The sequence below is a fragment of the Microbacterium sp. genome, assembly GCF_051860965.1.
GTDB lineage: Bacteria > Actinomycetota > Actinomycetes > Actinomycetales > Microbacteriaceae > Microbacterium.
Window position 1 is genome coordinate 345,950 of record NZ_JBIMKU010000001.1, and the last position, 12,906, is coordinate 358,855.

Annotated in this window: 11 protein-coding genes; 6 read left to right on the plus strand and 5 right to left on the minus strand. The window is 69.3% G+C overall.

Annotated features, from left to right (window positions below):
- Window positions 1–63: 63 nt before the first annotated feature.
- Complete coding sequence (locus tag ACTIFV_RS01540; protein WP_439591045.1) at window positions 64–1,254, minus strand: glycosyltransferase family 4 protein; 1,191 nt, start codon at window positions 1,252–1,254, stop codon at window positions 64–66.
- 5 nt (window positions 1,255–1,259) lie between these two features.
- Window positions 1,260–2,471, minus strand: a complete 1,212-nt coding sequence (locus tag ACTIFV_RS01545) for a glycosyltransferase (RefSeq protein WP_439591046.1) — start codon at window positions 2,469–2,471, stop codon at window positions 1,260–1,262.
- A 126-nt stretch (window positions 2,472–2,597) separates the two neighbouring features.
- Here ACTIFV_RS01545 and ACTIFV_RS01550 point away from each other — a divergent pair, with 126 nt between their 5' ends.
- Together ACTIFV_RS01550 and ACTIFV_RS01555 are read left to right on the plus strand one after the other, a co-directional pair.
- The gene (locus ACTIFV_RS01550) at window positions 2,598–3,191 is read left to right on the plus strand and encodes a hypothetical protein (protein ID WP_439591047.1); all 594 of its coding nucleotides are present in this window, start codon (window positions 2,598–2,600) and stop codon (window positions 3,189–3,191) included.
- Window positions 3,188–4,003 (plus strand): LLM class F420-dependent oxidoreductase, encoded by an 816-nt coding sequence (locus ACTIFV_RS01555; protein WP_439591048.1) that lies wholly within the window; start codon window positions 3,188–3,190, stop codon window positions 4,001–4,003. Before ACTIFV_RS01550 ends, ACTIFV_RS01555 begins: the two co-directional genes overlap by 4 nt.
- Here ACTIFV_RS01555 and ACTIFV_RS01560 read toward each other — a convergent pair whose 3' ends face one another.
- On the minus strand, window positions 4,004–5,116 hold the full coding sequence (locus ACTIFV_RS01560; RefSeq protein WP_439591049.1) for an AI-2E family transporter: 1,113 nt from the start codon (window positions 5,114–5,116) through the stop codon (window positions 4,004–4,006).
- A gap of 36 nt (window positions 5,117–5,152) precedes the next feature.
- Window positions 5,153–7,741, minus strand: coding sequence for a LuxR C-terminal-related transcriptional regulator (locus tag ACTIFV_RS01565; protein ID WP_439591050.1), 2,589 nt, complete (start codon window positions 7,739–7,741; stop codon window positions 5,153–5,155).
- Window positions 7,742–7,869: 128 nt separating this feature from the next.
- Between ACTIFV_RS01565 and ACTIFV_RS01570 the strand changes: the two genes are divergently transcribed.
- The 4 genes from ACTIFV_RS01570 (at window position 7,870) to ACTIFV_RS01585 (ending at window position 10,481) form a co-directional block, all read left to right on the plus strand.
- Window positions 7,870–8,082, plus strand: coding sequence for a hypothetical protein (locus tag ACTIFV_RS01570; RefSeq protein WP_439591051.1), 213 nt, complete (start codon window positions 7,870–7,872; stop codon window positions 8,080–8,082).
- A 61-nt stretch (window positions 8,083–8,143) separates the two neighbouring features.
- Window positions 8,144–9,619 carry a cardiolipin synthase gene (gene cls / locus ACTIFV_RS01575; protein ID WP_439591052.1) on the plus strand — a complete coding sequence of 492 codons (1,476 nt, stop codon included), beginning with the start codon at window positions 8,144–8,146 and terminating at the stop codon, window positions 9,617–9,619.
- 80 nt (window positions 9,620–9,699) lie between these two features.
- Window positions 9,700–10,119 carry a DUF6325 family protein gene (locus ACTIFV_RS01580; protein WP_439591053.1) on the plus strand — a complete coding sequence of 140 codons (420 nt, stop codon included), beginning with the start codon at window positions 9,700–9,702 and terminating at the stop codon, window positions 10,117–10,119.
- Window positions 10,120–10,145: 26 nt separating this feature from the next.
- Window positions 10,146–10,481, plus strand: a complete 336-nt coding sequence (locus ACTIFV_RS01585; RefSeq protein ID WP_439591380.1) for an SHOCT domain-containing protein — start codon at window positions 10,146–10,148, stop codon at window positions 10,479–10,481.
- 60 nt (window positions 10,482–10,541) lie between these two features.
- Here ACTIFV_RS01585 and ACTIFV_RS01590 read toward each other — a convergent pair whose 3' ends face one another.
- Window positions 10,542–12,905, minus strand: coding sequence for an arylsulfatase (locus ACTIFV_RS01590; protein ID WP_439591054.1), 2,364 nt, complete (start codon window positions 12,903–12,905; stop codon window positions 10,542–10,544).
- Window position 12,906: the final 1 nt, after the last annotated feature.

The window sequence follows — 12,906 nt, forward strand, 5'->3', positions numbered from 1 at the left end:
ACCGCATCCCGACAGACCGCACGCGTCTACCCTGAGGCGCAGCAACCCCTCGCGTCGACGCCGTCACGCGGTGACGCGGTCGTAGATCTCGACCATCGCCGCCGTCCGCGACGATTGTCGGAACCGCTCGCGGATCGTCGGATCGGGTGTCGGCGCAGCGCCGGCCGCGATGTCGGCGGACGCGCGGCGCAGCGTCGCGGCGAGCGCCTCGACCGAGGCATCCGGCACCTGCCAGAAGCCCGCACCGAGCTCCGCTGCGAGATCCGGGTCGCTCACGATCGAGGGCGTGCCGAGCGAGGCCGCCTCGAAGATCGTCATGCCCTGCGTCTCGAAGCCGATCGACGTCTGCACGACCGCGTCGGCGGCTCGGATGCGGCGCAGCGCCTCGGCGTAGGGCAGCTTGCCCGCGAACACGACGGTCGCACGGCTCTTCTCGGCGAGCCGGCGCGCAGCCGCCAGCTGGCCGCCACCGCCGATCAGCTCGACCTCGGCATCCACTCCCGAAGCGGCCAGCGCCTCGAGGAACGGCAGCAGCCGCTTCTCGGGGCTCATGCGCCCGAGCCAGACGAACCGCGGGCGACCGGGTGCACGCCGGTCGGACGCTTCGGCGAGCGCCGCCGCAAGATTGTCGTCGTCGATCCCGTTCCACACGACGTCGACCGTGCCCGCGGGCGGAACCACGTCGTGCTCTTCGAGCCGGTGCGCGAAGTGCGCCGAGGGGGCGGTCACGGCATCCGATCGCACGGCCAGCCGACGCAGGAACGCCCACCCGTCGTGACCGGGCGTCCGCTCGCCGAGCACGCGGCGCTCCCACCAGTTGAGGAATCGCAGGACGAGTCCCGGGAACGGCGACATCGCCGCGATGCCGACGTCGAGCCGGTTGTGCATCGTGTGCACGACCGGGATGCCGTGACGTCGCGCGTAGCGGTGACCGATGAACGCGCCCCAGAAGTCGGCCTGCACGTGCACGACGTCCACCGGCGGGCGATCGGCGAGCGCCGCGTCCACGCGACGATCCGTGCGTCGGCCCGGCCAGGTGAGCGAGTACTCGCGGTCGAACGTGATCGGGACGGACGGCAGGTCGACGTACGCATCGGATGCCGGTGCCGATCGACCCCGCGGTCCGTGCATCGCCGGAGCGACGATCGTGACCGTGTGGCCCGCCTTCTCGAGGAACCGCCGCTGCAGGCGCATCGAGACCTGCGCCCCGCCGAGCGACTCGACGTGCTGATCGCCGAACATCACGACGTGCACGGCGGCTACTCCGGCAGGGGTTCGTCGCGGTAGAGCGCCTCGAACGTCTCGAGCGTGCGGGTGATGTCGTGGATGACGACGCCGTCCAGCGAGGCCTGCTGCATCCTGAGTCGATCTTCGGGGGACGCGGTCAGGACGTCCGTGATGCGCGCCGCGAGCTGGTCGGCGTCGCCGGGTGTGAAGAGATAGCCGTTCTCGCCGTCGTGCACGAGGTGCGGCAGGGCGACGGCATCCGCTGCCACGACGGGCAGCCCCGAGGCCATCGCCTCGAGCGTCGCGATGGACTGCAGCTCGGCGATCGACGAGATCACGAAGACGCTCGCGTTCGTGAGGTACGCCCGCAGCTCCTCGTCCGAGGTCGCCCCGTGGAACGTGACCCGGTCGGTGAGCCCGAGCTGGGACGTCAGCTGCTCGAGCGCACGCTGCTGGTCGCCCTTGCCGATCACGTCGAAGCGCACGTCGAGCGCCGGGTCGAGCTTGGCGATCGCGCGCAGTGTCACGTCGATCTGCTTCTCGGTCGTGAGGCGGCCGAGCGAGACGATGCGGTTCGCATCGCGCGGCGCGAGGTCCGCGGTGTAGTTGCGGGCGTCGATGCCGCACGAGATCGCGACGACGCCTTCGATCTCGATCGTCGTCTCGAGGAACTCGGCTGCGCGCTTGGTGGGTGTCGTGACCGCGCGCGCCATGTCGAGCGTGCGCTTCGCGTCCGCCCAGGCGAGCTTCACGAAGATCCGGTCGAGGAACGCCGGCAGCGTCGTGAAGTCGAGGATGTTCTCGGCCATGATGTGGTTCGTCGCGATGATCGGGATGCCGCGCTTGCGCGCCTCGCGCGCGAGACCGCGCCCGATCACGATGTGCGACTGGATGTGCACGACATCCGGCTTCACCTCGTCGAGCGCCTTGCGGGCGTAGTGCTTCGCCATCCACGGCAGGACGAAGGTGAGCCAGTCGTGCGGGGGCCAGCGCCACGACGGCAGGCGGTGCACCGTCATCTGCTCGCCCTCGATGGTCTCGCGGAACACGCCGTGATTGCGGTGCCCGGCGCTCGGCGCCATGACGTGCACATCGTGGCCGCGCTCCACGAGGCCCGCGGCGAGTCGCTCGGTGAACCGGGCGGCGCCGTTGATGTGCGGCAGGAACGTGTCGGCGCCGATCAGGACGGTGAGCGGTCGCGCGTCGTCGGGAAGAGGTGCACCGGGCGTCTCGGGGGATGTCACGGGATGCGGGTTGCCATTTCTGTGCGCGAAGCTCTGCGGCGGCCACGCGAGCGGAGGGTGCGTGCGGCCCCTCCACTGTACCCGAGCGCTTTCCGAGACCCGGGAGGCGGAACGTACGCTGGAGTCATGCCGCGACTTCAGGCCGACGCCGATCCCGCCCTCTGGGTGCCCGTCACCGAGTCGCTCGGCTGGCGCGGCCGACGCCACCGCAAAGCCGCGATCCGCATGCTGCTGTCTCAGGCGAACCGCGCGATGGGCGCCGACCAGCGTCCGGGCAGCGCGGTCGCCGCGTGGGCGATGAGCCAGGCTGCGCCGTTCCTCATGAAGCGCGCCGCGGGTCGCGTGCTGGTGTGGGTGTGGAAGGCAGACCCCGAGCTCGTGGTCGTGATGGCGCAGATCCAGGAGGCGACGGCGCAGCTGCGGACGGCGCGCGCCATGATGCCGATGGAGTACGACGACACCGAGAGCTTCCGCAGCGCATACCTCGGCACCGGCGAGAAGCTCGCCATGCCCCTTCCGCAGGACCAGCGCACGCCGCCGTTCGCGACCTACACGTGGGACACCGGGACGCACATCGTCACCGTGACGGCGGTATGCGCCGAACGCGAGCGCTTCGGCACCGTCATCGGCGCGATCGACGACGTCGCGCGCACGCTGCGGATCGTCGACGACGTCGCGATCGGCGAGTCGGCCCAGGTGCTGAGGCTGGATCCATCGTGACGGTGCACCCGGCATCCCATCGCCCGGTCCGCATCGGCGTGCAGCTCGCCCCGCAGCACGCCACCTACCGCGCCTTCCGCGACGCGGTCCTCCGCGCGGAGGACATGGGCGTCGACGCCATCTTCAACTGGGACCACTTCCTCCCCCTGACCGAACCGTTCGACGCACCGCACTTCGAGGCCTGGACCCTCCTCGCCTCGATGGCGGAGCAGACCGAGCGCGTCGAGTTCGGCCCGCTCGTCAACTGCAGCTCGTACCGCAATCCCGATCTGCAGGCCGACATGGCCCGCACGATCGACCACATCAGCGGCGGTCGCTTCGTCTTCGGCACCGGTTCGGGCTGGGCCCAGCCCGACTACGACGCGTACGGATACGACTTCGGAACGGTGGGCTCCCGGCTCGATGCACTCGCATCGGATCTTCCCCGCATCCGCCGCCGATGGCAGCTGCTGAACCCGGCGCCGACCCGTCGCATCCCGATCCTGATCGGCGGTCAGGGCGAACGCAAGACGCTGCGACTCGTCGCCCAGCACGCCGACATCTGGCACACCTTCGCCGCGATCGACGACCTGCCGCGCAAGATCGGCGTGCTGCACGAGTGGTGCGAGCGGGAGGGTCGGGATGCCGCGACCATCGAACTCTCGACGGGCTTCACGATCCGCGGCTTCGGCCCGCTGCTCGCCGACGATGCGCCGAGCCGTCTGCACGAGCTCGGGTTCCGGCTGCTCATCCCGGCGATCGACGGCCCCGACTACGATCTGTCGGGCCTGACGCCGCTGCTGACGTGGCGCGACCGCGTGAACGGCGGCTGATCACACCTTCGCATTCTGCTTCGGCACGACCACCTCGCGGATGATGAGCAGGATCGACGCCATGACGGGCAGCGCGACGAGCACGCCGATGATGCCCATGAGCGCGCCGCCCACCATCGCGCCGATGAGCACGAGCGCCGCGGGGATCTGGATCGCGCGGGTCATGACCCGGGGACTCACGACGTAGGACTCGAGCTGGATGTAGATCAGGTAGCACACGGCGAAGACGATCGCCTGCGTCGGGCTCGTGAAGAGCGCGACCGCGGTGCCGAGGAAGAGGAAGATCACCGACCCGAAGAGCGGGATGAGCGTGATGACGAACGCGATGGCCGCCATGAGCGCCGGGAACGGGAGTCCGATGACGACGTGCAGCACGAACACGATTCCGGCATTGATCGCCGAGAGGATCACCGACCCGAGGAGCGAGCTTCCGACGGACTTGGTGACCCGCTCGGTCATGTCGCGCAGTCGAGGGCGGGCCCGCGCCGGCGCGAGTGCGTAGAGCGACTCCTTCATGCCGGTGAGGGATGCGAGGAAGTACAGCGTGAGCGCGACGACGATGAAGCCGGCCGAGATCGCACTCGCGAAGCCGATGCCCACGACGAGCACCCCGCCGCCGATCGCCGCGATCGTCTCGGGCTGGCTCAGACCGTCGGCGATCTGCGCGAGCCCGGCGGTGACACTCGCCTGGAAGTCCTCCGGGAGAGCCCGGAACCAGTCGGAGTCGACGAGATCGCGCACCGCCTGCGGGATCGAGCGCACGAGCTCGCCGACCTGTGCGATGACGGGCGGCACCACGAAGACCGCGACGGCCGCCACCAGCAGGGCGAAGACGCCGAAGACGATCGCGATGCCGGCACCCCGCTTGAGACCGCGGCGCTCGAGCACCCGCACGACCGGATCGAGCCCCAAGGCGACGAACAGCGCGAGCACGATGTAGACGAGGATCGTCGTGATCGACCCGATCGCCGAGCCGAGGACGAGACCCCCCAGCACGCCCAGCGTCGCGATGAACGCGAGCGCGAGCGGGCTCTGGATCGACGCGAGCACGCTGCGGCGCCGTTCCGTGGGCTCCGGCTGGGCGGACATGAGAGGGTCGGGCGCGTTGCTCATGCGCCGGAGCGTAGCCACGCGCGGCGCGGCCGCGCCTCACCCGATCCGGGCGATCTCCGCCTCGTCGATGAGCCCGAGCTCGCGCGCGCGCGCGATGGCCGCATCCCGACCGTTCGCGTCGAGCTTGCGGTAGATGTGCGCCATGTGGGTCTTGACGGTGTTGAGCGACACGAAGCACCGTGCCGCCAGCTCGGCGTTGGTGAGCCGGCTCGGCAGGTAGGCGAGCAGTTCGAGCTCCCGCGCGGTGAGAGGCTCGATGAGGGCTTCCATGTGCGGGCGCTGCGAGGCGATGCCCGTACGCTCCAGGATGACGCGGCGGAAGCCCTCCAGAGCGCCGGGCAGCTCGCGCAGCAGTTGGAGCACGGGAGTCCCTGCACGGCGGAACGGCTGCACGAGCTCTTCCGGCTGCGCCGCCTCGAGTGCGCGCCGCAGGCAGTCGCGCGAGTCCGGGATGCGATGCTCCAGATCGGCGATCCACGCACCGAGCAGCTGCACGTCGACGAACACCGACGGCGGCATCGGATCGGGCAGATCGAACGACGCGAGCCTCGCGCGCGCGGCGGCCGGGTCACCGCTCGCGAGCATGCTCGCGACATCCTCGTATGCGACTCGCGACCAGGTGCGGGCGTTCGTCGGCTTGGCCGGGCGACCGGCTTCTCGTTGCTGTCTGCGCGCGATCGCCTCCAGTGCGTCAGCCACGAGGGGCGGCGGCGGCGTGGACGGCGCAAGAGCGGTCGATTCGGTGCCTGTGGGGTCCACGAGCCGGGCCTCGGCGTGCGCGATCCACATGAGCTGCGCACGGGCGTTGGCCGCCGCGCGGACATACCCCTCATGCAGCGAGAAGGCGCCTGCTTCGGGCTCGCCTCGCTTGATCGCGATCAGCGAGCGCGCCAGGTACGCGTCGGCCGGGGCGGCGTGGGTCAGCAGATCGAGCTGCCGAGACATCTCGAGTGCCTCGTCGGCGAAGTCCGTGGCGCGGCGGAGGTACCCGTCCCATGCCTCGGCGATGGCGAGCGTGCCGAGGGCGTGGATGCGGTAGGGGGCGTACGCGCTGCGATCGCCGTCGAGAGCCTCGCGCAGGAGGGTGCGCGCCTTCCGGCTGTCGCCGAGCAGCAGGTGCCCCCGGGCGACCGAGACCCTCGCGAACGTCTCGAGGGTCGCCGGCTGTGTCAGGTTCAGGAGATTCGGCAGTGCGACGGGGCGCTCCGCCGCGAGGAGTTCGATCGCACGCGCGCCGTCGATGATGTAGACCCGCGGATGCGGGAGGAACTGCACGAGCCCCGCGAGATACGAGTTGCCCACGATCTGCAGCTCGAGAGAGAGGTCGGGGTCCGCCATGAGCTCGCGGGCGGTGGTCTCGGCGAGGACGGCTCGACCCGACATGCCTTCGAGGATCGCGTAGAGCAGCTCGGCATCCTTCCGCGTCCGTCGCTGCTCACGGGGCACCTCGGCGAGCCACCGGGCGACCGTGGCCGTCTCGCCGCGTTCGTACACCTCGCGTCCACGGCCCAGGATGAGATCCATCGCCGCGCTCCAGTGCGACCCCGCGAGCAGTGCCTCGATCGCGGTGCCCACCTCGCCGCGAGCCGCATACCAGTCGGCGGCCGTCTTGAGGAGGGATGCCTCTGCCGCAGCGTCCGTGGCACGGAGCCGATAGCGCAGCAGATCGCGGAAGAGGTGGTGGAACCGGAACGCCCCTGTTCGGCCGCCCACGGGGACGACGAACAGGGACTCCTTCTCGAGCTCGCCGAGGAACGCCGCCCCGTCGTCGACGCCGGCCACCGCCTCGACGATGCCGGGCGTGAGCTCGTCGAGCACCGACAGCTCCAGGAGCGCCTGGCGTCGCTGCGACGTCTGCGCGTCCAGCACCTCTTCGCTCAGGTAGTCGATCACGAGGCGGTCGCTGTCGGCGAGGGCGTCCATGAACTGTCGGGCATCGGTGCGGAATCGCAGACCCAGACCGGAGAGCTGGACGCCGGCCGCCCACCCCTCGGTGTGCTCGACGACGGCGGTGGCCGTGTCGTCGTCGATCGATCGACGGGTGATCCGCGACAGCAGCTTCGCCGCCTCGGCATCATCGAATGCGAGATCCGACTGGCGCAGTTCGACCGGCGCGTACTCGAGTCGATGCCGAGCGCGTCCGAGCGACAGATCGATCCGCGACGAGAAGACGAAATGGGCGTTGGCGGGGAGGCGCTCGACGACCCGCCACAGGTCGGCCACGATCTCGCGGTTGGAGATCCGGTGCAGGTCGTCGAAGATCACGACGACTTCGGCCGGCACGTCCGCGAACGACGCCGCGAGCGCCTCGATGAGCGCGTCACCCAAGCCCGCCGACGCCGCGCGGGGCGCGTGCGCGAGCTCCGCGAAGCCCTCCGAGAGGCTCTGCAGCTCACCGATCAGCCGACGCGCGAAGTACACGGCGTCGTCGTCGGCGCCGCTGAGATCGAGCCAGCCGACGAGCACGTCATCGAGCGCCGCCGCCCACTGCGTCAGCAGCACGCTCTTGCCCGAACCGGCGGGGGCGACGAGCAGGGTCAGCGGGGCATCCATCCCCACGTCCAGCCGGACCCTCAGATCGGGCCGGTCGACGGCGTGGGGCGGCGCAGATCGGGGGACTGGCATCGAGACCGCCTTGCACGCGACTTCTCGCGTTCCGCAGAATCATCCCACACGGGTGACCTCCTGTGTGGCACCGCTGTTGCACGATGACACCAGTCGTGTTCCGCCCCATCGCCGCGAGGAGGTCCCGTATGTCCGCACACGAAGTCGCGATCGTGGTGAACGGCTGGATCGGGTCCGACGTCGCGGGCGCGCTCGAGGGCTTCACGATCGACACGGCCGAGCCCGGCGTGACCACGATCACCGGCCGTGTGCCCGACCAGGCGAGGCTGCTGGGACTGCTCGCGATGTTCGACGACCTGCACATCCACGTCGTCTCGGTGAACCCGGTGCCCTCGGCCTGAGCCGGGTTCTCACCCCGGCGGGGTGACGACGACGCCCTCGCCGGCTGGCACTCTGCTGCACATGGACTCGACGGCTCTCGCCAACCTGATCTGGGCGGTCGCCGTGGTCGCGGATCTCGCGATCAAGGTGATCGCCCTGATCGTCATCCCCCGGGATCGCAAGCCCACCGCCGCCATGGCGTGGCTGCTGCTGATCTTCCTGCTGCCGTTCGCCGGCATCCTGATCTTCCTGCTCATCGGCTCGTTCCGCCTGCCGAAGAAGCGCCGGGACGAGCAGGCGCGCATCGATCGCATGATCGTCGAGGGCGCCGCCACCCAGTCGGCTGTCATCGCCGACCCGTCGGAGTGGCCCCGCTCGTTCCAGCGGATCGTCGAGCAGAACGAGCGGCTGACCGGCCTGCCCGCGGCCGCGGGCAACAGCGCCGAGCTGTTCGACGACTACCAGGGCTCGATCGACGCGATGGCGGTGGAGATCGACCGCGCGACGCGCTTCGTGCACGTCGAGTTCTTCATCGTCGCGTGGGATGACACGACCCGCGGTTTCTTCGCCGCCATGGAGCGCGCCGTCGCCCGCGGCGTCAAGGTGCGTCTCCTGGCCGACCACGTGTCGTCGAAGCGGGTGGCGGGCTCGAAGGAGACCTTCGCCGAGCTCGATCGCATCGGCGTCCAGTGGGCGTGGATGCTGCCGGTCATGCCGTTCAAGGGAAAGTGGCAGCGCCCCGACCTGCGCAACCACCGCAAGATCGTCGTCGTGGACGGCCATGTCGGCTTCGTCGGATCCCAGAACCTCATCGCGCGGCACTACGACTCGCCGAGCCACATGAAGCGCGGCCTCAAGTGGCAGGAGCTCGTGGCCCGCGTCACGGGGCCGGCCGTGGCATCCATCGACACCGTCTTCCTCTCGGACTGGCTGATCGAGACCGGAGAGATGCTCGACGGCGAGCACGTGGAGGCCACGGCGCTCGAGCGCATGACAGGTCCCGACGCGCTGGTCTGCCAGATCGTGCCGTCGGGGCCCGGCTACGACACCGAGAACAACCTGCGCCTGTTCCTCTCGCTCATCTACGAAGCGACCGAGAAGGTCATCCTCACGAGCCCGTACTTCGTGCCGGACGAGGCGATGGTCTACGCGATCACGTCGGCGTGCGAACGCGGCCTCGAGGTGCAGCTGTTCGTGTCGGAGATCGGCGACCAGGGACTCGTCTACCACGCGCAGCGTTCGTACTACGAGGTGCTCCTCGAGGCGGGAGTGCGGATCTTCCTCTACCCCGCTCCGTTCATCCTGCACTCCAAGCACTTCTCGATCGACGACGAGATCGCCGTGATCGGGTCGAGCAACATGGACATCCGCTCCTTCAGTCTGAACATGGAGGTCTCGATGCTCGTGCGCGGACGCTCGTTCGTCAGCGGCATGCGCGAGATCGAGCAGAAGTATCGGGATGCCGGGCGCGAGCTGTCCCTCGAGGAGTGGCGACGCGAGCCTGCCAAGGCCACGTTCCTCGACGGCCTGGCGCGCCTCACCTCCGCGCTGAACTGAATCATCCCTCCGGGGTGACGACCCTTCGAGTGCAGGGCGGGAGTCTTGAGCCATACCGTCACCCGGAACCGGAGGTACTCATGACCACATTCGACTACGGTCCGATCGAGTTCTACGCGATCGGCTTCGAGGGCGACACCCCCGGACCGGGCGTGTTGCAGGCCATCGACGACCTGGTCGCCGCCGGCACGGTCAATGTGCTCGACCTCGTGTTCGTCGCCCGCTCGCTGGAGGATGAGCTCACCGTGCTCGAGCTGTCGGACACCGTCGTCTCGGACGCCGCGCCGGCCCTCGACCTTGCGGGCCTCGCGAGCGGCGAGGACATCACCGAACTCGCCGCGGGCGTCGCGCCGGGCTCCTCCGCGGCGATCATGGTCGTCGAGCTCCTGTGGGCGAAGGCCTTCGCCGGAGCGCTGTGGGATGCCGGGGGCGCCGTCATCGCACGGCAGGGCGTGCCTGCGCCGCTCGTCAACGCCTACCTGTCCGAACACTCGATCTGAAGGAGACCATCATGCTCGGAAGAAGAATGGGACGCCCCGGGCTCATCGGCCTGGCCGCACGGACCGCGGTCGTCGCAGGCACCGCGACCGCCGTCTCGGGCGGGATCGCGTCGCACCAGGCCAACAAGGCCAACCAGCAGGCCGAGGCGCAGGCCTGGGAAGCGCAGCAGCAGCAGGAGGCGATGAACGCCGCGGCCCAGCAGGCGGTCGCGGCCCAGCAGGCCGCAGCCCCGGCACCGGCCGCGCCGGCGGGTGGGGGATCCGACCTCATGGCACAGCTCAATCAGCTGGCCCAACTGCACGCGCAGGGGATCCTGTCGGACGAGGAGTTCGCCGCAGGGAAGGCGAAGCTGCTCGCCTGAGACGCGTGACAGGAGAACGGGGATGCCAGGCTTCGGCATCCCCGTTCTTCGCGTCCGCGGCTACTGCCTGGCCATCGCGATCCGCATGCGCTCGTCGGGGTCGATGAAGTGATCATGGTCGTCGACGCCGAGGTCGATCTGCACCCAGCCGATCTTCCCGGTGAACCGGCTCGTCTGCGGCGTGTAGTCGCTGCTCACCCCCGTGCCGGAGTCGTATCCCACGTCGGTCGTCTCGTCGGCCGAGAAGATCATCGGCTGTGTCGCCTCCACCCGGCCGGTGCCGGCGAGCTCTCCGTCGTAGTAGAGCGTGACGCCGCCGCCTTTCGCCAGGCCGCCCCCGTCGTAGGCGAACTCCATGCGGACCTGATGGGTGCCCTCCGGTACGGCCTCTTCCCCACGCGTGGCGAACTCCTGGATGCCCAGCACGTTGTAGACGAACACCGCACGACCCTCGTGCAGGTACAGCGTCCACCCGCCGAACCGTCCGCCCTGGGCGATCACGACGCCGTTCGCGCCGCCGGCCGGCACGGTGAGCTCTGCGGTCACCGAGAAGGACTTGTTCTTGATGTTCACGACACTGTTCTCGGACAGGCGGCCCATGCCGGAGAAGAGGAGCTGCGAGTCGCCGCGCAGCAACGTCGGCCGCCCGGCGAGGTCCGGGTTGAGCCGCTCGCCCGTGCGATCGTCGATCGGGAGCACGTTGTACTTGACCGCCTCGATGAGCCACAGACGCTGGAGGGCGCGGAGACGCTCAGGATCCTCTCGTGCGAGATCGCGCGCCTGGCTGTAGTCGGTGCTCCCGTCGTACAGCTCCCAGACGTCGTCATCGAGGGGCGTCGTCTGCTCCATGAGCAGCCACGGCGTGCGGTGCTTGGTGACGGCGCTCCAGCCGCGATGGTAGATGCCGCGGTTGCCGAACATCTCGAAGTACTGCAGGTCGTGGCGCTCCGCAGCATCCGGATTCTCGAAGGCGTAGAGCATGCTCGTCCCCTCCATCGGCGACTGCTGCACGCCATTGACCATCGTGGGCTCGGGAAGCCCGGCCACCTCGAGGATCGTCGGAGCGATGTCGATGACGTGTGTGAACTGCGAGCGCAGGCCGCCCTTGTCCGTGATGCCCGCGGGCCAGTGCACGATGGTCCCGTTGCGCGTCCCACCCCAGTGCGAGGCGACCTGCTTCGTCCATTGGAACGGCGTGTCCATGGCCCACGCCCACCCCACGGCGTAGTGGTTGTACGACGTCGGAGTGCCGAACTCGTCCATCTTGGACAGCATGAAGTCCGGCGTCTCGAGCGCAGCCATGCCGTTGAAGTTGGCCATCTCGTTGAAGGCGCCGTTCAGGGTGCCCTCGGCCGACGCGCCGTTGTCGCCGATGATGTAGTAGATCAGCGTGTCCTCGAGCAGCCCGAGGTCCTCGATGGTGTCGATGACCCGTCCGACGTGGTGGTCGGTGTGCTCGAGGAACCCGGCGTAGACCTCCATCTCGCGCTCCAGCACGGGCTTCAGCTCATCGGGCATGTCATCCCACGCCGGGATGGCTGCGTGGCGGGAAGTGAGCTCGGTACCGGGGGGAACGATCCCGAGCTCCTTCTGCCTCGCGAACGTCTTCTCGCGCTGCGCGTCCCATCCGTCGGCGAACCTGCCCTTGTACTTCTCGGGCCACTCCGGCGGCACGTGGTGGGGTGCATGCGTCGCGCCGGGGGCGAAGTAGACGAAGAAGGGCTTCTCGGGCATGAGCGCCTTCTGGGTACGGATCCAGCCGATCGCGCGATCGGCCAGATCCTCCGTGAGGTGATAGCCCTCTTCGGGCGTCGCGGGAGGTTCGACAGGGGTCGTCCCCTCGTACAGCGCAGGCTCCCACTGATTGTTCTCGCCCCCGATGAATCCGTAGAAGGTCTCGAAGCCTCCGCCGGCCGACGGCCACGCGTCGAAGGGGCCCATGGGCGATGACTGCCACACCGGCACCTCGTGGCATTTGCCGAACTGCGCCGTCGAGTAGCCGTTGAGCTTGAGCGTCATCGCGAGCGGAGCTTTCGTGTTCGGCCGCAGCGAGCTGTAGCCGGGTGCCGACGTCGCCGTCTCGGTGATGCTGCCCATTCCCGCCGAGTGGTGGTTGCGACCCGTGAGGAGCGCCTGGCGCGTCGGAGCGCACAGCGCGGTCGTGTGGAAGCGGTTGAACGTCAGGCCGCCGGCGGCGAGCTTCTCGGCATTCGGCGTGTGGCATGGTCCTCCGAACGCGCTGGACGCTCCGAAGCCGACGTCGTCGAGCAGCACGATGAGCACGTTCGGCGCTCCCTTCGGCGGCAGGAGGGGCTCGATCGGCGGATACGCCGTGTCCGGGTCCTTCGCGTCGTAGGTCGTGAGCCCCGGTGCGGGCCGATCCGGAATCGGCAGCATCGTGCGAGCGTGGCGGTCACCAGTCATG